A 22714-nucleotide genomic window follows, 5' to 3' on the forward strand; every position below is an offset into this window, starting at 1 on the left:
CGGTGAGCGCGATCGGCCGTCATCGCGCGCCCACGAGCCGGCGGAAGGCGAGGGGAGAGCCGATCAGGGGGATGCCCTCGTCGACGATGGACCGGAGCACCGGCTCGTCCGCGGCCGCGTCGCGCAGTTCTCCCTCCGACATCTCGAGGACGCGGGGGTCGTTCCCTGTCCACGCCTTCGCGTCGCGCACAAGGGCGGACACCTGCTCGTGCCAGGCGTCCGTCGGCGCCTCGGGCTGCTGGAGAAAGAGGTCGAGATCGCTTCCCGCCCGCATCTCGCCGCGAGCGGCGGAGCCGAACATCGCCGCGTAGCCCGGCTGGTCCGCCCAGCCCTCGAGAGTCGAGACGAGGCGCTCGTGCAGCGTCTCATCGAGGCGCGCGAGCTCCATGATCGCGCCGGCGGCCAGATGGGAGCGGTTGAGGCGGTAGATCGTCGCCCGGCCGGCGCTCCGGCTCGTCACGATGCCCTCCTCGACGAGGCGGGTGAGCGTGCGCCGGATTCCTTCGAGCGAGCGGCCGCCGATGCGGGTGCGCAGATCGCCGACGGTGAACCAGTCGTCGGCGCGGGCCAGGACAGCGAGGACATCGCCGTCGACGGTGGGCGTCACGACGGCGAGTGGACGCTGAGTCCGCACGATGCGCTCCTCACTCAGAAAACGTGGTGTTCACCAACAATAATACGTCTGGTCGGTGATGAGGGAGGTCGTCGGCGCGGACGCGGCGCTGCTCACGCCTCGGGCACCGGCGTCGCGACGAGCTGGAAGCCGCCCTCGACGGAGCCGTCGGGGCGGAGGGTGACGCGCGTGAAGACCGGGGTCCCGTCGCCGGTCGCCGTGCCGACGACGTCGAGTGCGTCGCCGGCGAAGAAGGCGTCCAGACCTGTGCAGCCGGCGGAGAGCGAGCCGTCCGGACGCTGGAGGGCGAGGCAGATCCGAGTGTCGTCGGGCGCAGTGAGCAGCAGCCGGTCGTCCTGGGCGGTCTCGAAGGTCGGGCTGTAGACCTCGGCGCCGCCGGAGATCAGTGAGAGGCCCGGGGGGATGTCGGTGGTGAGCGCCCAGCCCTCGACGATCGCGGCGAACCGGTCGATCCCGCGCGGCGTGGGCGTGGTCGATCCAGTGGCGGCGACCTGCCCGGGTGCCGCCGCACCGAGGGCGGAGGCGGTGGCCGCGCCGACGACGAGACCGGCGACGAGCAGCCCGGCGCCGAGGAGGGCGAGGCGCGACCGGGCCGGGGGCGCGGCGAGCGTGGACCCGCCGGACGTCCGCACGGCGCCGGCGGCTCGCGGGGCGGGCCGCGCCTCCGCGCGCTGGGCGACTCCCTGGGCCTCGATGCGCTCTGCCTCGATGCGCTGGGCCTCGATCCGCTCTGCCTCGATGCGCAGCGCCTCGACTCGCAGCGCCTCGACCCGCAGCGCCTCGTCGCGGTCGTCCCCGGTGGGGCGGGCGTAGAGCGCGCGCTCGAGGTCCTGGCGCTCGTCGTCCTCGTCCTGCACGCCGTCAGTATGCCGGAGCGTCGCGCGACCGGCCGGTCGGCAGCGGGTCAGGGCCCCATCGTCCCGACGGCCGGCGTCCCGTCGACCCGCGTGTACTGCAGCCGCACGACTCCGCGCGGCGAGGTGGCGGCCGGCCTGTCGAGGCGCAGGCTCGTCGGCACCGCCCCGCCGCCGAACACCGGCTTGCCCGCGCCGAGCAGGATCGGGTGCAGCCACAGCGTCAGGCGGTCGAAGAGCTGCTCGGCGAGCAGCGTCTGCACCAGGTCGAGGCTGCCGATCACGTGCACGGAGGAGTGGCGCTCGCGCACCTCGCGGACGGCGGCCGGCAGGTCGGCGCCGAGCTGCATCGAGCCGGCCCAGGGGAGCGGCGGCGTCCCGCGGGAGGCGACGTACTTCGGGATCCGGTTCAGCAGCTCCGCGATCGGCCCCTGCTGCTGCGGCCAGTAGCCCGCGAAGAGGTCGTAGGTGCGGCGGCCGAGCAGCAGGGCGTCCATGCCGTCCATCCCGCTCAGGACCTGCTCGCCGACCACCTCGTCGACCAGCGGCGCCTGCCAGCCGCCGAAGGCGAAGCCGCCGCTCGGATCCTCCTCCGGACCGCCCGGTGCCTGGGCGATTCCGTCGAGCGTGCTGAACAGATCGATGTCGAGGGTTCCCACGGTGCGCTCCTTCGCGTCGGCGGCTGCGGCTCACGCTCCCACTCGCCCGGGGGCGGAGCAAGCGTCCGCGGCTGCGTCCTCGCGGCCCGCCGGCGTCCCGCTGCCGTCCCGCTGCCGGGGACAGCGGTGCAGCGACCCGAACGCCCCCCTTAGGGTGACAAGCCGTCGATCTGCGCCCGGATCCCCGGGAGATCCGCGCCGAGTCGGCGATCGCGCCCTGTACTCCTGCTCAGGACGGGGGCTACGGTTCGACTCCACTCACCTCGGGTGTCACGAGCCCACGCTGTCGTGGGCGGAACGCTGCGCAACGATGCCGCACGGAACTCCTTCCCACGTCCGACGAGACCGGGCCCGATGGAAGGTGGGGATCGCGGCGTCGACCGGGATCCTGCTCCTGTCCGCCGGGCTCCTCTCCGCCAACGCCGCCCAGGCGGCCACGGCCCCCACCCTCGGAAGGGCGGGGAACTTCTCCGTCCTCGGCGGCTCGACCGTCACCAACACCGGCGACACGCTCCTGCCGCTCGACCTGGGCGTGAGCCCCGGCACCGCGATCACCGGCTTCCCGCCGGGCGAGGTCCTCGGCGAGACGCATGCCGCGGACGCGGACGCGATCGGCGCCCAGTCCGACCTGGTCAAGGCCTACGACCAGCTCTCCTCGCAGGCGACCACGGAGTCGGTCGCCGGCGACCTGGTCGGCCGCACCTTCACCCCCGGTGTCTACACCGCTTCCGGCCCGATCGGAGTCACGGGCACCGTGACCCTCGACGCCGAGGGCGCGAACGGGGCCGTCTTCGTCTTCAAGGCCGCCTCGACCCTCATCACGGGCTCCGGGAGCAGGATCGAGCTGATCAACGGCGCTCAGGCCTGCAACATCTTCTGGCAGGTGGGCAGCTCGGCGACCCTCGGCACCGGCTCCGACTTCGCGGGCTCGATCCTCGCGCTCACCTCGATCACCGTGACCAACGCGGTCACCGTCGACGGCCGCGCCCTCGCCCGCAACGGCGCCGTGACCCTCGACGACGACACCTTCGTCTCGTCCACCTGTGCCCCGCCGACCACGGCGCCGCCCACCACCGCGCCGACGACGGCGCCGCCGACGACGCCGCCGACGACGCCGCCGACGACGCCTCCGACGACGCCGCCGACGACGCCGCCGACGACTCCGCCGACGACGCCGCCGACGACTCCGCCGACGACTCCGCCGACGACTCCGCCGACGACGCCTCCGACGACTCCGCCGACGACTCCGCCGACGACGCCTCCGACGACTCCGCCGACGACGCCTCCGACGACTCCGCCGACGACGCCTCCGACGACCCCGCCCACGACGCCGCCGACCACGCCGACCACGCCGCCCACGACGCCGCCGACCACGCCGCCCACGACGCCGCCGACCACGCCGCCCACGACGCCTCCCACGACGCCGCCGACCACGCCGCCCACGACGCCGCCGACCACGCCTCCGACCACGCCTCCGACGACGCCGCCGACGACTCCGCCGACGACGCCGCCGCCGACCCCGCCGCCCACGACGCCCCCGACCCCACCCCCGACGACGCCTCCTACGACGCCGCCGACGACTCCGCCGACGACGCCGCCGCCGACGACCCCGCCGACGACGCCGCCGACCACGCCGCCCACGACGCCGCCGACCACACCGCCGACGACGCCTCCTACGACGCCGCCGACGACTCCGCCCACGACCCCGCCGACGACGCCTCCCACGACGCCGCCGACCACACCGCCGACGACCCCGCCGACGACGCCTCCCACGACGCCGCCGACCACACCGCCGACGACGCCGCCGACGACGCCTCCCACGACGCCTCCCACGACACCGCCGACCACGCCGCCGACGGCCTCGCCGACGACGCCGCCGGCCGTGACGCCGACCCCCACTCCGTCGCCGACGGTGCAGCCCACGCCGCGGGCGTCGACGACGGCCGTGATCCCGACGAAGTCCGGGACGCCCCCGACGAGCGGACTGGCCTCCACGGGGGTCGAGACCGGAGCGGGTCTGTCGCTCGCATTCCTCGCCCTGGGTGGCGGTGCACTGCTGCTGCTCCAGCAGCGACGAGCACGACGACGCCACCGCGGCTGATCACCGCGACGCGGCCCCGCCGCTGACGGGGGCGGCTCCGAGCCGCCCCCGCCCCGCCCGCGGGAGCCTCGGTGACAGCATCGCGGCTCCCGTGCACGAGAAAGGCTGAGAGCGCCGGACCCCTCGAGATCGGGGGGATCGGCGCTCTCAGCCTTTCTCGTTCCGCGCGGCATCCGCGCAGGTGCGGCTCAGCCGGACGGGTTCTCGACCGGGTCGCCCTCGGGGTCGGTCGCCGTCTCGGGGTCGACCTCGTCCGGGTCGACCGGCTCGGTGTCGGGAGTGCTCTTGTCCGTCATCGGATCCTCCTCAGTGCTCGTCGTGTGATCAGTGCGGTTCTTCGGATCGTGCACCGGCCACGCTACGGTCCGCCGAGCCCGACGTGACCCCCGTTGACGCGGGCGGCGAGCGCGTGCGCCGTCACCGCGTCGTGCGGCGGTGCCGGCGCGCGTGGCAGTCCGCCGCCTCCTCCGCAAGGCCTGGCTGCACTTCGGCGCGATTCGTAGGGTGAGGGCACCGAGTCGAGGAGCAGGCGCGCCAGATGATCCGAACCACCGTCACCATCGAGGGCAAGACCTACGGCCTCTCCCAGGGCACGGACGTCGCCGATCTCAAGGACTCGGCGACCCGCGCGACCCAGGCCGGCGGCGGACTCATCGACTTCGTCGTGGTCGGCAACCGCCAGGTCAGCGTGCTGATCTCGTCCGGCGTGCCGGTGATCTTCGAGGAGGTCCAGGTCCCCGACGACGACCGCGACACCGGCGACCTGCAGGAGCCGTGGGACGACATCGACTACCTCGACTGACCCGAACCTCCGCCCGGACGCGCTCCCCTGCGAGTGTCGCCTGCGCGGTCCCCGACGCCTGAGGGGCGCCGCCGGCTCGACCCGGCGTCCCTCGGGCTCCCTCTCTCCTGCTCCCTCCGTGCCCGGCCCTCTCGCGGCGGGCCGGGTGCGATGACCGGGTCAGGACACCGCGCTCTCCGGGTCCTCAGCGCCGGACTCGGCGAGCTCTCCCGCGACGAGGATCGCCGCGGCGGCGCTGAGGGCCGATCGCACCTGCGCGGTCGTGATCTCGAGGAGGCCGGCGATCGCCTCGACGTCGTGCCCGCCGGTGTGACGCAGGAGCCAGCACTGGCGCTCGAGCGCGGGCAGGCCGTGCAGGCGCCGGTGGAAGCCGCTGCGCACCAGGTCCTCCTCGCGGAGTCCGATCGTCGTGCTCGCCGGAAGGAGAGCCGCCCGGCGGCCGACGCTCCGGCGGCCGATCTCGGTCCGCGCGATCTCGAGGGCGGACTGCTCGTCGACGATCCGAGGCGATCCCGAGCGGAGGGTGACGGCGGCCTGATGCAGGGCGGCAGTGGCCATCGACTCCGAGAGCGTCAGCCGGTAGGCGTAGGCGTAGAGCCCGGCCGTGCGGTTCAGCCCGGGGGACTGCGCCTTCGGCGCCTTCGCGGACGGCGCTGTCGCGGACGGCGCTGTCGCGGACGGCGACGTCGAGGGCAGGGCGTTCGCGCTCACGGGTCTCTCCTCGGGTCTGCGCGCCCCGGTCGGGATCACGTCGAAGCCGATGCTAGGGCGCAGAGAACGATCGTTCTACCCTTGACTTTCTCGGGTCGTTATCGATACATACGCATCTACGTCCTCCGTCAGTCGCGCGCGCAGAGGATGCAGAACTCGTTCCCCTCCGGATCCGCGAGCACCACCCACGACTGCTCGCCCTGGCCCACGTCGATCCGAGTGGCGCCCAGCGCGATCAGCCGGTCGACCTCCGCCGCCTGATCGTCGGGGACGAAGTCGAGATGCAGGCGGTTCTTCACGGTCTTCTTCTCCGGGACGTCGAGGAAGAGCAGGCTCGGCCCGCGACCGGAGGCGGGCAGCAGCTCGATCCCCTCGTCGTCCTCGTCCACGACGTCCCAGCCGAGGGCCTCCTGCCACCAGTGCCCGAGGGTGCGGAAGTCGGTGCAGTCGACGATGATCTCTTCGAAGCTCAGGCTCATGCCGCCGACGCTAATCGGCGTCCGCGGTGTCGCGGAAGGGGTCGCGGAGATCGGTGGAGAGAGCCCGGCCGCGGCTCCTGGGGAGGAGCTCGTGCCGAAGCGGCACGAGGGCTCGCTCCGGAGTGCGTCGTCCGGCATCCTCGAGCGGAGCCGGACGGACGGATCGCGCTCGCGAAGGGGAACGACATGAGCGAGCACGAGCACGGCATTGAGCGCGGCAGTGCCCGGGAGCACTGGGAGGCGCGCTACTCCGACTCCGACCGCGTCTGGTCGGGCCGGCCGAACGCGACCCTCGTCGAGATCGTCGGCGGACTCGCCCCCGGCCGCGCGCTCGACCTGGGCTGCGGCGAGGGCGGCGACGTCCTCTGGCTGGCGGCGCAGGGCTGGGCCGTCACGGGCCTCGACCTCTCCGAGACCGCTCTCGAGCGGGCCCGCGCCGAGGCGCTCGCCCGGGGCCTCGTCATCGACGTCCGCCAGGCCGATCTCGGCGCCGACTGGCCGATCGAGGGTGTCTTCGACCTGGTCGCCTCGAGCTTCCTGCACTCGATGGTGGAGCTGCCGCGGATCCCGATCCTGCGCCGCGCCGCCGGCCTCGTGGCGCCCGGCGGCGTCCTCGCGGTGGTCTCGCACGCCGCCGCGCCGCCCTGGTCCGCGCACTCGCACCGGCACGAGGGCGGGCCCGTCCTCGCCTCGCCCGAGGAGGAGCTCGCCGCCCTCGCCCTCGATCCGGCGGAGTGGACGCCGCGGCTCGTCGAGACGCGCGAGCGGACCGCGACCGGCCCGGACGGCGAGGACACCGTCCTCCTCGACGGGGTCTTGCTCCTCGAGCGGCGGGCTGTCTCGACGCGCTGAACCCGCTGGGAGTCGCCGTCGCTCCTCCACAGGACGGGTTCCGAGGAGTCGTCGTCGGGTGGGCCCGAGCGGCCCCGCGGGTGTCGGTGGTCCCTGCTTGAATACGCGTATGGATGAGGTCAGCGACGCGGACGCGGCGGAGGGACGGCCCGGGCCGGCCGCCGCCGTCGGCGCGGTGCTCGGCGTCGCCGCCGATCTCGGCCTGACATCGGCGCGGTTCCTGCTCACGCGTGCGGAGGCGCTGCATCTCGCCTATCGGACGGCGCTCGCCGCTCCCCAGGAGTTCGCCCGCGGCGGCAGCCTGTCCCGGAGCGAGGTGCGCGGCCTGGTCGAGCGCTCGATCCGTGCGGAGTTCGCGGTCGCGCTCCGCCTGTCGGAGCGGGAGGCGTCGAAGGTGCTCGATCACGCGGTCCTGCTGGTCGAGGATCTTCCGTGCACGCGCGCTCTGCTGGCCGCGGGCCGCCTGCTGTGGGAGGCGGGCGAGGTGATCTCCGCGACCGCCGCGATCCTGCCCGCCGCCTCCCGCGCCGTCTACGACGAGCGCGCGGCCGAGGTCGCCCCGGAGGTGACGCCGACGCAGCTGAGGAGGATCGTCGCCCGCCTCCGCGACGAGCTGCACGAGGAGCCGCTCGCCCAGCGCCATGCCCGCGCCCGCCAGGACCGCGCCGTGTGGATCACGCCCGACGTCGACGGGATGGCCACGCTCTGCGCGCTGCTGCCCGCGCCGGACGCGAGGGGGATTGGGGATCGCCTCGACCGCATCGCCCGCTCCCTCCGGGAGGGCGGCGACGAGCGCACCCTGGCGCAGCTGAAGGCTGACGCGATGAGGGACCTGCTCCTCGACGGCGACATCGCCGGAACCACACCCGCGAGCGACGGTCCGGAGATGTCCGCGACGTACGTCCCCGGCGTCCGAGCCGAGGTGCGGCTCACTCTCGCCGCATCGACCGCCGCCGGTCTCGACGACGCACCCGCGGACCTCGACGGCTACGGACTCATCCCGGCCGACCTCGCCCGCGCGCAGGTCGCGACCGGCGCGTCGTTCACCCGCGTCCTCACCGATCCGGACACCCGCGCGGTCGTCTCCGTCGGCCGCACCTGCCGAGTCCCGCCGCCGCAGATGCGCCTGCACCTCCAGCTGCGCGACCAGACCTGCCGCTTCCCCGGCTGCACCCGCACCGCATCGCGAGCGGAGGCGGACCACACCCTCGAGTGGCGGAACGGCGGCGAGACGTCCCTCGACAACCTCGTCTCCCTCTGCACCGGCCACCACCACGTCCGCCACGGCGACCGCTGGACCTACGTCCCCCGCCCGGACGGCAGCATCGTCTGGACCACGCCGACCGGCCGCCTCGTCGTCGTCCGTCCGCCCGCGCTGGCCGGGGCGCCGCCGGGCCCCCGCTTCGAGGACGCACCGCCCCCGTTCTGACGCGCGGGTCTCGATACGCGCTGCGCGCTACTCGACCAGCATGTTCGCGGCATGCTCACCGAGCCGGGGTGATTCATGCTGATCGAGTAGCCCTCGCAGAGGGCGTATCGAGATCCACCCGGCAGTCCGCGGGCCGCCGTGCTGACTACCGTGTTCTCCGTACCCCGCACCCCCTCCAGGAGGCACCGTTGCCGCTCGATCCCTACCTCGCCGCCCGCCTGCCGCTGCTCGACGGCGTCGCCTACCCGCTCGACGCGGCGCAGGCGGCGAAGGTCGCCGAGTTCGAGGGGGACCCCGGCCCCTGGTCGCTCCCCGAGGGCGTCACGGTCACCGACGCCGCGATCGACGGCCCGCACGGCCCGATCCCCGTCCGTGTCTACGCGCCCGCCGCTCCCGTCTCCGCGCTCCTTTGGGTGCACGGCGGCGGCTTCCAGGCCGGCGACCTGGACATGCGCGAGTCGCACGTCGTCTCGGCCGAGCTCGCCGCCCGTGCAGGCAGCCGCGTCGTCTCGGTCGGCTACCGCCTCGCGAGCGCCGACGTCCGCTTCCCCGTGCCGCTCGACGACGTGCAGGCGGCCTGGCGCCACCTCCGCGCCGAGACCCTCGAGGCGCTGCCCGTCGCGATCGGCGGAGCGAGCGCCGGCGCCGCCCTGGCCCTCGCCGCGACCCTCCGCGAGCGCGACGCCGGCACCCGCCTCCCCGACCACGTGCTGCTCGCCTACCCGTTCGCGCACTTCCCCAACCCGGCGCTCGACGACGCCGTGATCCGCGAGCTGCTGCCGCTCCCGCCGCTGCTGCGCTTCCCGACCGCCGGCATCGAGGGCATGGTCCGCACCTACGTCGGGCGCCTCTCCGATCTGCCCCCGCACGCGCTCCCCGGCGCGGCGCCGCTGCACGGCCTGCCGCCGACCTCGGTCCTCGTCAACGAGTTCGACGAGCTCCGCGGCTCGGCCGAGCTGCTGCTGCGCCAGCTCGCGGAGGCGGGCGTCGCCGCGACCGGCTACCTCGCGCAGGGCATGCCGCACGGCCACCTCAACCGCACGCCCGCGCTGCCCGAGGTCGACCGCTCGCTGGCCTTCTTCGCGGCGCAACTGCGCACACTCGGGCGGTGAGGTCCCCGAACCCGCCCTCGGCGCACCGGCCAGCACGTGGTGATGAGATGTCCTGTCTGCGCGGTCACCGGTCGTCGGTGCTGGGCTGTGAGTGATGGCCGGAGCCGTACGCTGCCCACCGCGTGACAGTGGACCGGATTGACCGCCGGCCCGACGGTGTGTGCTCGCTCCGGTGCGCCTACCGACTCACCGCCCGACTGCGCCCCGCTGGGCGCTCCTGCTCACTCCTGCAGCAGATCGACCTCCCAGTTCGTGCGCTGGATCGCCGCGTCGAGGTCGCGCAGCTCGCGGGCGAGCACGTCGGCCCGCGCGCGCAGCTCACGCACCGGCAGCGCCGGCAGCCGCCGGAGCTCGCTGCGCAGCTGGCGGTAGCCGCGGTCGCCGGCCGCCGCATCGGCCGCTCGGACGACGATGCTGTGCTGTGCGCGCAGCGACTCGCGCCGGGCGAGCGCCGCGGTCAGCCGCACGCCGTCGGGCGTGGTCGCCGCCGTGTTGGTCAGGTTCACCGCGGTGACGAGGCGCTCCAGCGCATCCAGCGCGCGCAGGCACTCCGCCAGCAGCTCCGACGGGTCCTCCGTCGGCTCCTCCCCCTCCTGGTAGGAGGCGTTCGCGACGATCCGCGACTGGAGGGCCTCGATCCGCTTCTGCAGATCGGCCCGCTCGAGGAGTGCTTCGGCAAGCTTCATGACTCCAGGCAACCACACGCGCGGCATCCCTGCGGCCCGTCTAGGCTGCCGATCGTGCCGCTGCAGAATCACCCCGGAGACGTGGAGTTCCCCGTGCGCTCCCGGCTGCGCTACGCCCGCGTCGCGGACGCGCATCGGCGCGCTCCCGGCGGCGGGATCGGCCGCCGCGCGCTGCTGGTGACGGCGTGCGCCGCTCCGCTCGGGATCGTCGGCTTCGTCCTCGGCCTGGCGACCGCCGACGGCAGCACCGGTCTGCCGCTCTTCACCTTCGGCATCGGCCTCGTCTTCGGGCTCGCCCTGGCGTCCATCGCCTTCCAGATCCGCGACGCCGGCGCGCCCCGCCGGCAGCAGCTCGCCTACCGCGCCGAGGCGCGGACGCCCGCGCCGACCCTGCGCCAGCAGCAGCTGCTCGCCCTCGACGCCGTCAGCGACTTCTCCTTCGGCGGCTGGAACTCCTCGCTCGCCTTCCAGCCCACCTGGGCCGAGCTGCCCGCCGCGCTCCGCGCCCGCTTCGCCGACGGTGCCAAGGGCTCGCCCTGGCCGGAGCTGCCGATGCCCGCGCTCACCGAGCAGCGCGGCGCCCTCGACCGCGACTTCCGCATCGCCTCGGCCGAGGACGTCGAGCTCTTCGTCGCCGACGTCCTCGCCGGCGGCCCGCTGTCGACGCGCTTCGCCGAGGTCTCCGCCTCGGAGGACGCCGAGCGGATGCGCTCCCGGATCGCCGCCCTCACCGGCGCGAGCGAGTTCCAGCTCCTCGAGCGCGCGCAGCCGATCGGCGGCCGCCCGCCGGTGCTGCTGCTCGCCGGCGACGCCGAGCGCACGATCGGAGCGATCCGCTACGCCTACGTCGCCGGCTACCTCGCGGCCGACCGCGCCTGGCAGCTGCTGGAGACCATCGGCTCCCGCGTCTTCGCGCAGTACGGCGGCTGGGACGACTACTGGCGCGACGCCGCCGTCGCGATCGCGTTCCGCACGGACTCGCTGAGCGCCGTCCAGCAGTACCACCGCCTTCGGGGCGAGCTGACGGCGTCGGCCTGGCCGGCCGCGAGCACGCCGTATCCGGAGAGCGGATCGTGACCGAGCCGCGTCACGATCCCGACGCGCTCGATCCCCACGTGCCCGACGACCGCGACCCCGCCCAGCAGGCGCTCGAGGCGATCCAGCGGATCAGCAGCGGAGGCGATCCCGCCGCGGCGGCCTTCGCGCTGTCCAACGAGTGGACGGACCGGCAGGTCGACCGGCTCAAGGCCCTGTGGCGCCGGTCGCGCCGGGACATCGGAGGCTCATAGGCGAGTCATAGGGGACGGCCTGCCGCGCCGGTCACCCTGGGGTTCCCCGAGCCCCCGAGTGACAAGGATCCCCCGATGACCCGCATCCCCGAGCCCGACCGCACCGCCGACGGCCTCCGCTACGAGGGCCGCACCCTCGACCGCCCCGACGACGAGGTCGTCGACCAGGGGCTTCCCTTCGACGTCCGGACTCTGCTGGGACGCCGGATGTTCGATCGCCGCCGCGTGCTCGGCCTGATCGGGGCCGGCGCCGCCACGACGGCGCTCGCCGCCTGCTCGGCCGCCGCGGGCAGTGCCTCCGGAACCGCGACGGGCACCGCGAGCAGCAGCGCCGCCGCGACCACCGGGGAGATCCCCGACGAGACCGCCGGCCCCTACCCGGGCGACGGTTCGAACGGCCCCGATGTGCTGAGCGACTCCGGCATCGTCCGCAGCGACCTCCGCTCGAGCATCGACGGCGGCGCCACGGCGGCGGGTGTGCCGCTGGCGCTCACCCTGACGATCCTGGACACCGCGAACGGCGACGTCCCGTTCGAGAACGCCGCCGTCTACGTCTGGCACTGCGACGCGGCGGGCGGCTACTCGATGTACTCCGACGGCATCACCGAGGAGACCTACCTCCGCGGTGTGCAGATCGCCGACGCGAACGGCGAGGTCGCCTACACCTCGATCGTCCCCGCCTGCTACTCCGGGCGCTGGCCGCACATCCACTTCGAGGTCTACCCCGACGTCGACGCGATCAGCGACTCCGGCAACGCCGTCGCGACCTCGCAGCTGGCCGTCCCCGAGGACGCCTGCACCGCGGTCTACGCGCTCAGCGGCTACGAGGGCTCGAGCGAGAACCTCGCCAGGGTCAGCCTCGACGACGACAACGTCTTCGGCGACGACGGCGGAGCGCTGCAGCTGGCGACCGCGACCGGCGACGCGACCTCCGGCTACCGCTTCGCCCTCACGGTCCGCGTCGACACGACGACCGAGCCGACGGGCGGCAGCGTCCCGGCCGGCGGCGGAGCAGGCGGCGGCGCGGGTGGACGCCCGCCCTCGGCCTGACCGCGCCCGGCGTGCCAGGCTTGCCGCATGGCTGCGGAGGTGGGTGCGGATCTCGAGGTGTCCGCGCGCCTGACGATCCCCGCCTCCGAGCTGCAGTGGCGGTTCTCGCGCTCCTCCGGCCCGGGCGGGCAGCACGTCAACACCTCCGACAGCCGCGTGCAGCTCACCTGGAGCGTCGCGGAGTCCCCGACACTGACCGAGGACCAGCGAGCGCGCCTGCTCGAGCGCCTCGCCTCGCGCCTGGTCACCGGAGCGATCACCGTGACGGTGTCGCAGGAGCGCTCGCAGCTGCGCAACCGCGAGGTCGCCCTCACGACCCTCCGTGACCTCGTCGCCGCGGCCCTCGCCCCGCCCGCCGCTCAACGCCGGCCGACCCGCCCCACCCGCGGCTCCGGCCGCCGCCACCTCGCGAGCAAGCAGCAGCGCTCCGCCACCAAGCAGCAGCGCCGCCGCCCGACCGCGGAGTAGGCCGCTGGCGGAGTGCCGGCGCTAGACCCGGTCGCTCCGCCACTCCGCCGCGAGCTCCTCGCCGCGGGCGAAGGCCTGCTCCTCGCGCTCGCGCAGCTCGACGCGGCGGATCTTGCCCGAGATGGTCTTGGGCAGCTCGTGGAACTCGATCCGGCGCACCCGCTCGAACGACGAGAGCAGCGCGTCGGTGTGGCGGAAGACGGCCGCGGCGGTCTCGGCGGTCGGCTCCCAGCCCTCCGCCAGGGTGACGTAAGCCTTGACCACGCTGTGCCGCGTCGGGTCGGGCGCCGGGACGACCGCCGACTCGGCGACGGCGGGGTGCTGCAGCAGCACGCTCTCCACCTCGAAGGGCGAGATCTTGAAGTCGGAGGACTTGAAGATGTCGTCGGTGCGGCCGATGAAGGTGATGGTGCCGTCGACGGCGCGGACGGCGACGTCGCCGGTGTGGAAGTAGCCGTCGGCCCGGGCGCGCGAGGTGCGCTCGTCGTCACCGAGGTAGCCGGACATCAGGTTGACCGGCTCGGTGGAGAGATCGAGGCAGATCTCCCCGGTGGAGGCGGGCTCGCCGGTGACCGGGTCGATCAGCGCGATCGCGACGCCCGGCAGCGGCCGGCCCATCGCTCCGGAGACGACCTCGGCGCCGGGCGGGTTGGCGATGATCGCCGTGGTCTCGGTCTGGCCGTAGCCGTCGCGGATGGTGAGACCCCAGTCGCGCTCGACGGTCGCGATCACCTCGGGGTTCAGCGGCTCGCCCGCCGAGAGGATCTCGCCGAGCGCGCGCGGCCGGGCGCCGAGGTCGGACTGGATCAGCATCCGCCAGACCGTCGGCGGCGCGCAGAAGGTGGTGACGCCGGCGCGGTCCAGCTGCTCGCGCAGCGCGACCGGCGAGAAGCGGCCGTAGTTGTAGACGAACACCGTCGCCTCGGCGTTCCACGGCGCGAAGAAGCAGCTCCACGCGTGCTTGCCCCAGCCGGGCGAGCTGATCGCCGAGTGCACGTCGCCCGGCCGCACGCCGAGCCAGTACATCGTGCTGAGGTGGCCGACCGGGTACGACTCGTGCGTGTGCACGACCATCTTCGGCTTCGAGGTGGTCCCCGAGGTGAAGTAGACGAGGCAGGCGTCGGTGCTGTCGACGACGACGGCCGGGGCGATGCCGGGGGCCTCGATCGAGTCGGCGTAGTCGAGCCAGCCGTCGGGCACGGCACCGCCGGGGCCGCCCACCGCGATCAGACCGACGTCCTCAGTGAGGCCCTCGAACTTCGCGGTCTCGGTCGCATCGGCGATCACGTGCGCGACCTCGCCGCGCTCGAGGCGGTCGGCCAGGTCGGCGGGGGAGAGGAGGGTCGTGGTGGGCAGGATGACCGCGCCGAGCTTCATGATCGCGAGCATCGACTCCCACAGCTCGACCCGGTTGCCGAGCATGAGCATCACGTGGTCGCCCTGCTCGACGCCGACGGAGTGCAGCCAGGCGGCGACCTCGTCGGAGCGCCAGCGCATCTCGTCGAACGAGACCTTCGTCTCCGAGCCGTCCTCCTCGACGATCCAGAGGGCGGTCTTCTCGTTGCCGATGGCGATCTCGTCGAACCAGTCGACGGCCCAGTTGAACTGCGGGCCGACGTCCGGCCAGCGGAAGGCGTCCGCGGCGGCCGCCGCGTCGGTGCGGTGCTGGAGCAGGGTGTCGCGCGCGGCGCGGAAGCGCCCGGTGGGGTTCATCCGACCATTCTCTCGCGCCGCGGCGGCTTCCAGGGGGGCCTCAGTACTTGATCGACTGCCCGCCGTCGATCGGCAGCACGATCGCGTTGATGTAGGAGGCGTCGTCCGAGAGCAGGAAGGCGACGACCGAGGCGATCTCGGCGGCCTCGCCGTAGCGCTTGGTCGGGTTCACCTGGATGAACTCCTCCGCGGCCTTCCGCGGGTTCTCGGCGTCGAGCTGCTTCATCGAGTTCTCGACCATCGGCGTCCAGATGGCTCCCGGGGCGATCGCGTTGATCCGGATGCCGTACTGCCCGTACTCGATGCCGGAGTTGCGGGTGAGGCCGACGACGCCGTGCTTCGCGGCCGCGTAGCCGGACTGGTTGCCGATGCCGGTGATGCCGCCGACGCTCGCGGTGTTGACGACCATGCCCGAGCCCTGCTCGCGCATCACCTTCAGCACCTTCTCGAGGCCGAGGAACACGCCGCGCAGGTTGATCGCGACGACCTTGTCGAACTCGTCGGCGGTGAAGTCCTCGGTGCGGTTCTGGCGGCCCTCGATGCCGGCGTTGTTGAAGAAGCCGTCGATCCGGCCGAAGCGCGCCAGGGTCTGCGCGACGTAGTCGTCGACGTCGGACGCCTTCGACACGTCCGCGATCACGGTGAGCGACTCGGTGCCCTCGGGGAGCGCCCCGACGGTCGCGGCGAGTCCCTGCTCGGAGACGTCGACGAGGGCGAGCTTCGCGCCCTCCGCGGCGAGGCGGACGGCGGTGGCGCGACCGAGGCCGGAGCCGCCTCCGGTGATGAGGACGACGCGATCGGTGAAGCGGGTGCTGCTGATATCCATAGCCCCACGATATACCTAGTGCTGCTCGGGAATCTGGGCGCCGGCTCCGTGCTGCCTCCGGCGCTCGGTGCCTGGCAACCGCCGCAGAGACAGTCCCGCTCGGCGGCCGCCTCGGGTAGACCGGAGGGACCGACACGAGCAGGGGGAGCCGTGAAGAGCTTCAGAAGAACGATGACCACCGGCGCCGTTCTGGCGCTGAGCGGGCTGGCGCTGGCCGCCTGCACCGCCCCGGCGGAGAGCGGGGCGGAGGCGACGCCGACCGTCTCGGAGGCGCCCGCCGCCGCCTCGACCGCGTCCGCGAGCCCCGGCGACCGGCCGATCGGCCCGGTGCGACTGCCGGAGGGCGCGACCGCCGCCGTCGAGTGGATCGACGAGACCGGCGCGGTCGAGCCGCAGACCGTGCGCCTCGCCGGCGAGCCGCTGCACGTGACGGTCTCCGTCGTCTGCGACACCGCCGACGCCGAGGTGACCGTCGAGGTCGAGGGCCTGATGACGACCGGCTCGTCCTGCGTCTACGACCCGGGCACCACCCGCACGACGAGCAACGGCGGCGGCAACACCGGCTCGATGCAGATCGCCGTCGACCAGGACGCCCGCATCACCGTGACGACCGACCCCGCCGACGCCCACTGGTCCGGCGCCGTCTCGACCGGCCCGCGCACGGTCCCGCTCGGCTAGCGCCCGCCGGCCCCGGTTCCGCGTCCCGAGCCCCGTCCGACCAGACGCGAACCGGGCCCTGCGAGCATCGCGAACCCCGTTCAGCGTCTACTCGCGACGAGGGCGTTGCGTGAACGGACGCGAACGGGGGCGCGCGAGCATCGTGGAGCCCGTGGGGCGTCCACTCGCGGCTGCGGCCCTGCGGGCGAGCCGGTCCACTCGCGGGGGTCAGCCCAGCGGCACGCCCAGGGCGGCCATGAACGGGACGGCGTCGACCGCCTCGCCGTCGACGCGGGTCTCGAAGTGCAGGTGGCAGCCCGTGGAGGCGCCGGTCGAGCCGCGGGTCGCGATGACCTCGCCCGCGACGACGGTGTCGCCGACGTCGACGAGCAGGTCGGTGTTGTGCGCGTAGCCGGTCTCGATGCCGCCGCCGTTGTCGAGCAGGATCCAGTTGCCGTAGCTGCCGGAGTAGGCGGCCTCCTCGACGGTGCCGCTCGCGGCCGCGAGGACCGGGGTCCCGCAGGCGCCGGCGAGGTCGGTGCCCTTGTGGAAGAGGTTCACGCCGGACACGGGCTGGTCCGGACGGGGGCCGTAGCTGCTGCTGATGCGGCCGGAGATCGGCAGCACCCAGGCGCCGGAGACCCCGGCGGCCGCGGCCGTCGACTCGCCCGCGCCGGCGGTGATCTCGTCGAGCGAGGCGGTGGGCACGAGCACCTCGGGCTTGGCCTCGGCGGCGAAGGCGTCGCGGGTGACGCTCTGCTGGACGACTCCGGCGGCGACGAAGCTCTGCGGGCGGGCCGCGGCGACGGCGTTCGCGGTGTCGGTCGCGACGGCGGACTCCGGGGTGTCGCCGACCGCGAAGGCGGGCATCGTCGAGGTGACGGCCAGGCCGACCACGAAGGTCATCGCGGCGAGGGCGGAGACGCGGCGCTTCGAGGAGGGGCCGGCGGCGGTGCCGCGGGCCGTGCGGCGGGCGGTGACCTGCTCGGCCTCGCGCTGCTCGCGCAGCCGGCGTCGGGTCGGGAGGGGCTGCGCGGTCGCAGCGGAGACGGGGGCCGGGGCGTGGTCGGAGTGGTGCATGCAGTCGTGGTTTCCGGGTCGTTCGCCGCGGTGGAACGGGGGGCGCGGCAGGGCGGGTCGGGGGCGGCGGAGCGCTCAGCGGGGCTCAGCAGGTGGTGCTCAGGGGGTTGACAGCCGGGGCTCAGGGGGCCGCGCGGCGACCCTCCAGAGTACCCGCGCAGCTCCGGAACGCCACTGGGAGAATGCCGAGCGGTGCGCGGTATCGGACCGGAGCGGTCAGGCGAGCGCCTCCGCGCAGGAGCGCAGCAGGGCGTGCAGCTCCCGGATCCGAGCCCCGTCGAGCCCCGTCAGCATGCGCTCCTCGACCGCCCGGACGGCCGCGCTCGCCTCGCCGAGCAGTTCCTCGCCGGACGCCGTGAGGCGCGTCGGCAGCGCCCGCCCGCTCGGCGCCGTCTCCGCGCGGATCAGGTGGCCGTCGCGCTCCAGCGACTGCAGCAGGACGTTCATCGACTGGCGTGTCACGAAGGCGCCGCGCGCGAGCTCCGAGCCGGACAGGCCCGGCCGGTGCGCCAGCAGCTCGAGGCAGGAGTAGGCGGTGACCGTGATCCCGAGCGGCCGCAGCGCCGCCTCCATCGCGACGCGCAGGGCGCTGGACGCCTCCTTCAGCACGTAGCCGACGGAGGTGTCCAGCTCGATCCGCGCGGTGCTCTCGCCGTCGTGACTCATGTCAGTAGTCTGACATACGCTCGATGTAAGGAAACTGACACGCACCACCGACGGAAGGCATTCCCATGACGATCACCGGCCCCGACTTCCTCTCCCTCCAGGTCCGCGACCTCGAGCGCTCCGCCGAGTTCTACGAGACCCGCCTCGGCCTCTCCCGCCGCCCCGGCCCGCCGCACGCCGTCGTCTTCGACACCAAGCCGATCCCCTTCGCCATCCGCGACCTGATGCCGGGCACCGAGCTCCCCGCCGAGCCCGGCCGCGGCGTCGCCCTCTGGCTGCACGCCACCGAGGTCGCCGCCCTGCACGACGACCTCGCCGCCGCCGGCGTCCCGATCACGTCGGCCCCCGCCGAGGGCCCCTTCGGCCTGACCTTCACCTTCGCCGACCCGGACGGCTACCTGATCACCCTCCACGACCGCGCCTGACGCGCCTGCGACTGCGAGACGCTAGGCGTCCGCGCCCGCCGGCTGCCAGAGCTGGAGGCGGTTGCCCTCGGGGTCGTGCAGGTCGGCGAATCGGCCGTTCGGGTAGGTCTCGGGATCGATCTCGACGGTGATGCCCGCGGCGCGGAGCTGGGCGACGAGCGCGTCGAGCGAGTGCACGCGGAGGTTCAGGGTCCAGCCGGCGGGGCCGAGCGGCTCGGAGCCGGCCGGCATCGGGGCGAGGACGGTGGTGCCGGCGTCCTGGCGCCACGAGGGGGCTCCGTACTCCATCGGCACCTCGTCGATGCCGAGGTGCTCGGCGTACCAGCGCGCCAGCGCCTCCGGGTCGCGCGCGGCGAAGAAGAAGCCGCCGATGCCCGTGACCCTCTCGCGCGACACGATCAGTACCGGCCGCTCGTGAAGACCAGCAGGGCGATCAGGCCCGCGAGCGTCGCAGCGACGCCGGAGCCGAGGCGCCACCACATCCAGCGGTCGCGCTTGGGGCCGCGCATCGGTCGGCGCAGCCCGTGCCTGCCGGAGTAGCCGCCGTGGTTCGGAGTGAAGACCATGAGGACCAGCCTGCACCACCCCCCCTCGAAGAGGCGCTGCCTCAGGCGCTCCACTCGCTGTCGTCGCGCCAGGGGGCGAGGTCGACCTCGTTGCCCTCGGGGTCGGCGAGGGTCCACCACTCCGGAGCGTTCTCCTCGTTCACGACGCGGCCGCCGGCGGCGAGGGCCGCGGCGAGGCGGGCCTCGATCGCGTCGCGGGGCAGGTAGAGGTCGAGGTGGATCGTGTTGCGCTCCGCCCGCGGCTGCTCGATCCGCTGGATCCAGAGATTCGGGCCGAGAGCGCGCGGGTCGGCGAGGTCGGCGTCCTCGACGGGGGAGTAGCCGAGCACGGCCCGCCAGAAGGCGCGCACCGCGGCGACGTCGACGGCGTCGATCGCGATCTGCAGGCTCTGCACCGCGGCCGGCTCGGCGGCGAGGCCGAGCGCGCGGGCGGCGGCGGAGATCTCGCGCGCCAGGCCGAGGTCGCGCTCGCTGATGTCGCCGACGTCGTGGCTGATGAGGCGCACCCCGACGCCGCCGCAGCGCAGATCGACGTCGGGGTGGTGGCCGGCCTCCTCGGCGAGGGCGGCGATCGCGGCGATGAGGGCGGCCCCCGCGGCGAAGGAGCCGGCCCCGCGATCGCCGGTGCGGAAGTAGGCGCGGGCGCCGTCGCCGACGACCCGCCAGTCGGCGGTGCCGGGGGCGGAGCGGAAGTCGCGCGGGGAGATCGCATCGGTCATGCGGCAGTTGTACTCCCCTCCCGCCCGGCTGCCCAGGCCCTCCGCCGCCCAGGCCTGTCCGATGCCCGCTCGCTACGGTGGACCCACGACCGATCGGGTCGACGAGTGTGAGGAGCGAGCATGGCGCAGCAGAAGAAGTCGGATTCGAAGAAGTCGTCGCAGAAGAAGGACGACAAGGCGGCGCAGAAGCGCGCGAAGAAGGCCCTGGCGAAGGCCGAGAAGTCGGTGCGCGCGGCCCACGACGCCGTCCGCGACTCCAGCAAGAAGCTGCGCAAGAAGGCCCGCAAGCTCGCGGAGCAGACCGACAAGCTGAAGCGCCGGCAGGAGAAGGCCGCGAAGAAGGCGGCCCAGGCCGAGAAGCGCAGCACGCCCACCGCGCCCAAGCACGTCGTCGAGCGCGAGCACGTCGCCGTCGGCGCGGCCGACCCGTCGGTCACGCCCGACCTCACGCTGCCGCTGCCCAGCGCGCCGCACGAGGACCAGGACCAGGACCAGGACCAGGCTCCGGAGGAGCAGCCCGCCCCCGACGCCGACCCCGAGCACGTGCCGGATCTCACGCCGCCGCTGCCGCACTCCTCGAACTGAGCGAACCCCGCGGGACGCCCCTACCCTGAGATTCTGCACAGGGTAGCCCGGCGCGCCGCTCGGAGAGGTGAACAGCCGGTGAACGCCCCGGCGATCGCTTCCGAGCGGCCCGTGCGGGCGGGAGGATCTCCTCCGTGGATCCCTTCATCCTTCTCGCGCTCGTCATCGTCACCGCCCTGGCGTTCGACTTCACCAACGGCTTCCACGACACGGCGAACGCGATGGCCACGTCCATCGCGACCGGCGCGTTGAAGCCGAAGGTGGCCGTCACCCTCTCCGCCGTCCTCAACCTGGTCGGCGCGTTCCTCAGCATCGAGGTGGCGCTGACCGTCACCAACGCGGTCGTCAAGATCCAGGACTCCAGTGGCGCGCCCGATCCGGCGCTGCTCGAGGGCGGCGGTTCGGCGCTGCTGCTGATCGTGCTCGCCGGCCTGATCGGCGGCATCGTCTGGAACCTGCTCACCTGGCTGCTCGGCCTGCCCTCGAGCTCGTCGCACGCGCTCTTCGGCGGCCTGATCGGCTCGGCGCTCGCCGGCCTCGGCCTCAACGGCGTCAACTGGGCGGGCGACGGCTCGAAGCTCGACGGCGTCGTCGGCAAGGTGATCCTGCCCGCGCTGATGTCCCCGGTGCTCGCCGGCGCGGTCGCCGCGATCGGCACCTGGCTCGTCTTCCGCGTGATCGGCAACCTGGCCGACCGCCGCATCCACCGCGGCTTCCGGATCGGCCAGATCGGCAGCGCCTCGCTCGTCTCGCTCGCGCACGGCACCAACGACGCGCAGAAGACCATGGGCGTCATCACCCTCGCGCTGATCGCGGCCGGTGGCTGGAGCGACACCGAGTCGGTGCCGTTCTGGGTCAAGCTCAGCTGCGCGCTCGCCATCTCGCTCGGCACCTACATCGGCGGCTGGCGGATCATCCGCACCGTCGGCAAGGGCCTCGTCGAGATCGACACCCCGCAGGGCATGGCCGCCGAGAGCGCCTCCGCCGCGGTCATCCTCGCCTCCAGCCACCTCGGCTTCGCCCTCTCGACCACGCACGTCGCGACCGGCTCGATCCTCGGCTCCGGCGTCGGCCGGCCCGGCGCGCAGGTCCGCTGGCGCGTCGCTCTCCGGATGGTGATCGCCTGGGTGATCACGCTCCCCGCCGCCGCCCTGATGGGCGCCGTGATGTGGTGGATCGGCCACCTGGTCGGCGGGGCCGCGGGCGGCATCCTGATGACCGCCGTGCTCGTCGCCGTCGCCGTCTTCATCTACGTCCGCTCGCGCCGCGACAGCATCGGCGCCCACAACGTCAACGACGAGTGGTCGGACGCGGGCACCGCGGCCAAGCAGACCGCCGGCGTCTAGCCCACCACCGACTCGGAAGGACCGATCCGTGCTCTCCCTCTTCTTCAGCGCCGCCGGCCAGGTGGCGGTCGTCGCCCTGATCCTCGGGGCCGGTCTGCCGGTGCTCTTCGCCGTCGGCGTCCGCTCGTTCGCCCTCGCCGACGGATCCACCGGCACGGCACCGGCCCCCGGCGGCCTGCCCGCGCCGCTGCTCCGCGCGCTCGGCGTGCTCTGCTTCGTGCTCGTGGTGGGCGCCGTGGCCGTCGGCCTCAGCGTCATCATCGCCACGGGCCTCGGCCAGGCCGTGAGCTTCGAGCACGTCTTCCCGACGTTCGTCCCCAAGGGCTGAGCATGGCGGCGACCGACCCGGCAGCGCCCGACTCCGCTCCCGCGGACGGCGTCGTGGCGCGGGTGGTCAGCTGGCTCCGGGCGGGCTACCCCTCCGGGGTGCCCGAGACCGACTACGTGCCGCTGCTCGGCCTCCTCCAGCGCAGCCTGACCCGCGACGAGCTGGAGCAGGTCGTCCGGCAGCTGCTCTCCGACGCCGTGCGCGCCGACGCCGCGGGCGAGGAGTTCTCGGCGGCCCGGATGCGCGCCCGCATCGAGGAGACGCTGCTCGGGCCCGCGCTGCCCGAGGACCTCGTCCGGGTCTCGGCCCGGCTCGCGAGCGCGGGCTGGCCGCTGGCCCGCCCGGAGGAGCTCGCGGAGCCGGAGCGCCCGGCCTCCGAGCGCGCGGGACTCGTCACCCGCGTCGTCCGCTGGCTGCGCGCAGGCTACCCCTCGGGGCTGCCCGAGCAGGACTTCGTGCCGCTGCTCGCGCTGCTGCGCCGCCGGCTCTCCGACGAGGAGGTCGCGGAGGTCGCGGCCCGCCTCGCCGCGGAGGGCGGGCTGGCCACGAGCCGCGTCGACGTCGGCACGGCGATCGCCGGGGTCACCTCGGAGCTGCCGTCCGACGCGGACATCGAGCGGGTCCGGCTCTCGCTGGCCGAGCACGGCTGGCCGGAGGAGCTCGCGAGCTGAGCGGCC

General features: G+C 74.0%; 28 protein-coding genes. 15 read left to right on the forward strand and 13 right to left on the reverse strand.

The window, feature by feature from the left end; all coding sequences use genetic code 11:
- Positions 1–19 precede the first annotated feature (19 nt).
- The 3 genes from GTU73_RS02260 to GTU73_RS02270 form a co-directional block, all read right to left on the reverse strand.
- Positions 20–607 carry a nucleotidyltransferase domain-containing protein gene (locus GTU73_RS02260; protein WP_208543726.1) on the reverse strand — a complete coding sequence of 196 codons (588 nt, stop codon included), beginning with the start codon at positions 605–607 and terminating at the stop codon, positions 20–22.
- Positions 608–726: 119 nt separating this feature from the next.
- On the reverse strand, positions 727–1491 hold the full coding sequence (locus GTU73_RS02265) for a hypothetical protein (RefSeq protein ID WP_160086598.1): 765 nt from the start codon (positions 1489–1491) through the stop codon (positions 727–729).
- A 47-nt stretch (positions 1492–1538) separates the two neighbouring features.
- Positions 1539–2147 (reverse strand): dihydrofolate reductase family protein, encoded by a 609-nt coding sequence (locus tag GTU73_RS02270; protein ID WP_160086600.1) that lies wholly within the window; start codon positions 2145–2147, stop codon positions 1539–1541.
- Between the two features lie 310 nt (positions 2148–2457).
- Between GTU73_RS02270 and GTU73_RS02275 the strand changes: the two genes are divergently transcribed.
- Together GTU73_RS02275 and GTU73_RS02280 are read left to right on the forward strand one after the other, a co-directional pair.
- The gene (locus tag GTU73_RS02275) at positions 2458–4248 is read left to right on the forward strand and encodes an ice-binding family protein (RefSeq protein WP_160086602.1); all 1791 of its coding nucleotides are present in this window, start codon (positions 2458–2460) and stop codon (positions 4246–4248) included.
- Positions 4249–4786: 538 nt separating this feature from the next.
- On the forward strand, positions 4787–5050 hold the full coding sequence (locus GTU73_RS02280) for a hypothetical protein (RefSeq protein ID WP_160086604.1): 264 nt from the start codon (positions 4787–4789) through the stop codon (positions 5048–5050).
- 159 nt (positions 5051–5209) lie between these two features.
- Here the strand turns inward: GTU73_RS02280 and GTU73_RS02285 are convergent, their stop codons facing one another.
- Positions 5210–5761 (reverse strand): hypothetical protein, encoded by a 552-nt coding sequence (locus GTU73_RS02285; protein WP_160086606.1) that lies wholly within the window; start codon positions 5759–5761, stop codon positions 5210–5212.
- A 128-nt stretch (positions 5762–5889) separates the two neighbouring features.
- A complete protein-coding gene (locus GTU73_RS02290; RefSeq protein ID WP_160086608.1) occupies positions 5890–6240 on the reverse strand; it encodes a VOC family protein in 351 nt (116 codons plus the stop codon).
- Between the two features lie 186 nt (positions 6241–6426).
- Between GTU73_RS02290 and GTU73_RS02295 the strand changes: the two genes are divergently transcribed.
- From GTU73_RS02295 to GTU73_RS02305, 3 genes are all read left to right on the forward strand, one after another.
- On the forward strand, positions 6427–7092 hold the full coding sequence (locus GTU73_RS02295) for a class I SAM-dependent methyltransferase (RefSeq protein ID WP_160086610.1): 666 nt from the start codon (positions 6427–6429) through the stop codon (positions 7090–7092).
- A 109-nt stretch (positions 7093–7201) separates the two neighbouring features.
- The gene (locus GTU73_RS02300) at positions 7202–8521 is read left to right on the forward strand and encodes an HNH endonuclease signature motif containing protein (protein WP_160086612.1); all 1320 of its coding nucleotides are present in this window, start codon (positions 7202–7204) and stop codon (positions 8519–8521) included.
- 188 nt (positions 8522–8709) lie between these two features.
- Positions 8710–9633: an alpha/beta hydrolase gene (locus GTU73_RS02305; protein ID WP_160086614.1), complete on the forward strand. Its 924-nt coding sequence runs from the start codon at positions 8710–8712 to the stop codon at positions 9631–9633.
- A 221-nt stretch (positions 9634–9854) separates the two neighbouring features.
- Here the strand turns inward: GTU73_RS02305 and GTU73_RS02310 are convergent, their stop codons facing one another.
- A complete protein-coding gene (locus GTU73_RS02310) occupies positions 9855–10319 on the reverse strand; it encodes a DIP1984 family protein (RefSeq protein ID WP_160086616.1) in 465 nt (154 codons plus the stop codon).
- A 54-nt stretch (positions 10320–10373) separates the two neighbouring features.
- Here GTU73_RS02310 and GTU73_RS02315 point away from each other — a divergent pair, with 54 nt between their 5' ends.
- The 4 genes from GTU73_RS02315 (at position 10374) to arfB (ending at position 13126) form a co-directional block, all read left to right on the forward strand.
- Positions 10374–11396 (forward strand): DUF1266 domain-containing protein, encoded by a 1023-nt coding sequence (locus GTU73_RS02315; RefSeq protein ID WP_160086618.1) that lies wholly within the window; start codon positions 10374–10376, stop codon positions 11394–11396.
- Positions 11393–11608, forward strand: a complete 216-nt coding sequence (locus GTU73_RS02320; protein ID WP_160086620.1) for a hypothetical protein — start codon at positions 11393–11395, stop codon at positions 11606–11608. Before GTU73_RS02315 ends, GTU73_RS02320 begins: the two co-directional genes overlap by 4 nt.
- 75 nt (positions 11609–11683) lie before the next feature.
- The gene (locus tag GTU73_RS02325) at positions 11684–12658 is read left to right on the forward strand and encodes an intradiol ring-cleavage dioxygenase (protein ID WP_160086622.1); all 975 of its coding nucleotides are present in this window, start codon (positions 11684–11686) and stop codon (positions 12656–12658) included.
- Positions 12659–12685: 27 nt separating this feature from the next.
- Positions 12686–13126: an alternative ribosome rescue aminoacyl-tRNA hydrolase ArfB gene (arfB, locus tag GTU73_RS02330; RefSeq protein ID WP_160086624.1), complete on the forward strand. Its 441-nt coding sequence runs from the start codon at positions 12686–12688 to the stop codon at positions 13124–13126.
- A 21-nt stretch (positions 13127–13147) separates the two neighbouring features.
- Here arfB and GTU73_RS02335 read toward each other — a convergent pair whose 3' ends face one another.
- Both GTU73_RS02335 and GTU73_RS02340 read right to left on the reverse strand, forming a co-directional pair.
- Complete coding sequence (locus GTU73_RS02335) at positions 13148–14839, reverse strand: AMP-binding protein (RefSeq protein WP_160086626.1); 1692 nt, start codon at positions 14837–14839, stop codon at positions 13148–13150.
- A 40-nt stretch (positions 14840–14879) separates the two neighbouring features.
- Positions 14880–15665, reverse strand: coding sequence for a glucose 1-dehydrogenase (locus tag GTU73_RS02340; RefSeq protein ID WP_160086628.1), 786 nt, complete (start codon positions 15663–15665; stop codon positions 14880–14882).
- A 171-nt stretch (positions 15666–15836) separates the two neighbouring features.
- On the opposite strand from GTU73_RS02340, the gene GTU73_RS02345 reads away from it, so the two are divergent.
- Positions 15837–16343: a hypothetical protein gene (locus GTU73_RS02345; protein ID WP_160086630.1), complete on the forward strand. Its 507-nt coding sequence runs from the start codon at positions 15837–15839 to the stop codon at positions 16341–16343.
- Between the two features lie 207 nt (positions 16344–16550).
- Here the strand turns inward: GTU73_RS02345 and GTU73_RS02350 are convergent, their stop codons facing one another.
- A complete protein-coding gene (locus tag GTU73_RS02350; RefSeq protein ID WP_160086632.1) occupies positions 16551–17402 on the reverse strand; it encodes a M23 family metallopeptidase in 852 nt (283 codons plus the stop codon).
- Between the two features lie 216 nt (positions 17403–17618).
- Positions 17619–18068, reverse strand: a complete 450-nt coding sequence (locus tag GTU73_RS02355; protein WP_160086634.1) for a MarR family transcriptional regulator — start codon at positions 18066–18068, stop codon at positions 17619–17621.
- A 65-nt stretch (positions 18069–18133) separates the two neighbouring features.
- Between GTU73_RS02355 and GTU73_RS02360 the strand changes: the two genes are divergently transcribed.
- The gene (locus GTU73_RS02360; protein ID WP_160086636.1) at positions 18134–18493 is read left to right on the forward strand and encodes a VOC family protein; all 360 of its coding nucleotides are present in this window, start codon (positions 18134–18136) and stop codon (positions 18491–18493) included.
- 21 nt (positions 18494–18514) lie between these two features.
- Here the strand turns inward: GTU73_RS02360 and GTU73_RS02365 are convergent, their stop codons facing one another.
- The 3 genes from GTU73_RS02365 to GTU73_RS02375 are packed head-to-tail and all read right to left on the reverse strand — an operon-like array spanning position 18515 to position 19778.
- Positions 18515–18889 carry a VOC family protein gene (locus GTU73_RS02365; RefSeq protein WP_160086638.1) on the reverse strand — a complete coding sequence of 125 codons (375 nt, stop codon included), beginning with the start codon at positions 18887–18889 and terminating at the stop codon, positions 18515–18517.
- Positions 18890–18891: 2 nt separating this feature from the next.
- Positions 18892–19059, reverse strand: a complete 168-nt coding sequence (locus tag GTU73_RS02370) for a hypothetical protein (protein WP_159986316.1) — start codon at positions 19057–19059, stop codon at positions 18892–18894.
- Positions 19060–19100: 41 nt separating this feature from the next.
- Positions 19101–19778: a VOC family protein gene (locus tag GTU73_RS02375; RefSeq protein ID WP_160086640.1), complete on the reverse strand. Its 678-nt coding sequence runs from the start codon at positions 19776–19778 to the stop codon at positions 19101–19103.
- Between the two features lie 120 nt (positions 19779–19898).
- Between GTU73_RS02375 and GTU73_RS02380 the strand changes: the two genes are divergently transcribed.
- From GTU73_RS02380 to GTU73_RS02395, 4 genes are all read left to right on the forward strand, one after another.
- A complete protein-coding gene (locus GTU73_RS02380; RefSeq protein ID WP_160086642.1) occupies positions 19899–20363 on the forward strand; it encodes a hypothetical protein in 465 nt (154 codons plus the stop codon).
- 134 nt (positions 20364–20497) lie between these two features.
- The gene (locus tag GTU73_RS02385) at positions 20498–21709 is read left to right on the forward strand and encodes an inorganic phosphate transporter (RefSeq protein ID WP_160086644.1); all 1212 of its coding nucleotides are present in this window, start codon (positions 20498–20500) and stop codon (positions 21707–21709) included.
- A 28-nt stretch (positions 21710–21737) separates the two neighbouring features.
- Complete coding sequence (locus tag GTU73_RS02390) at positions 21738–22037, forward strand: hypothetical protein (protein WP_160086646.1); 300 nt, start codon at positions 21738–21740, stop codon at positions 22035–22037.
- Between the two features lie 2 nt (positions 22038–22039).
- Positions 22040–22708: a DUF3349 domain-containing protein gene (locus GTU73_RS02395; RefSeq protein ID WP_160086648.1), complete on the forward strand. Its 669-nt coding sequence runs from the start codon at positions 22040–22042 to the stop codon at positions 22706–22708.
- Positions 22709–22714 lie beyond the last annotated feature (6 nt).

This window comes from Rathayibacter sp. VKM Ac-2804, assembly GCF_009866655.1.
In the GTDB taxonomy this organism is placed as follows: Bacteria; Actinomycetota; Actinomycetes; order Actinomycetales; family Microbacteriaceae; genus Rathayibacter.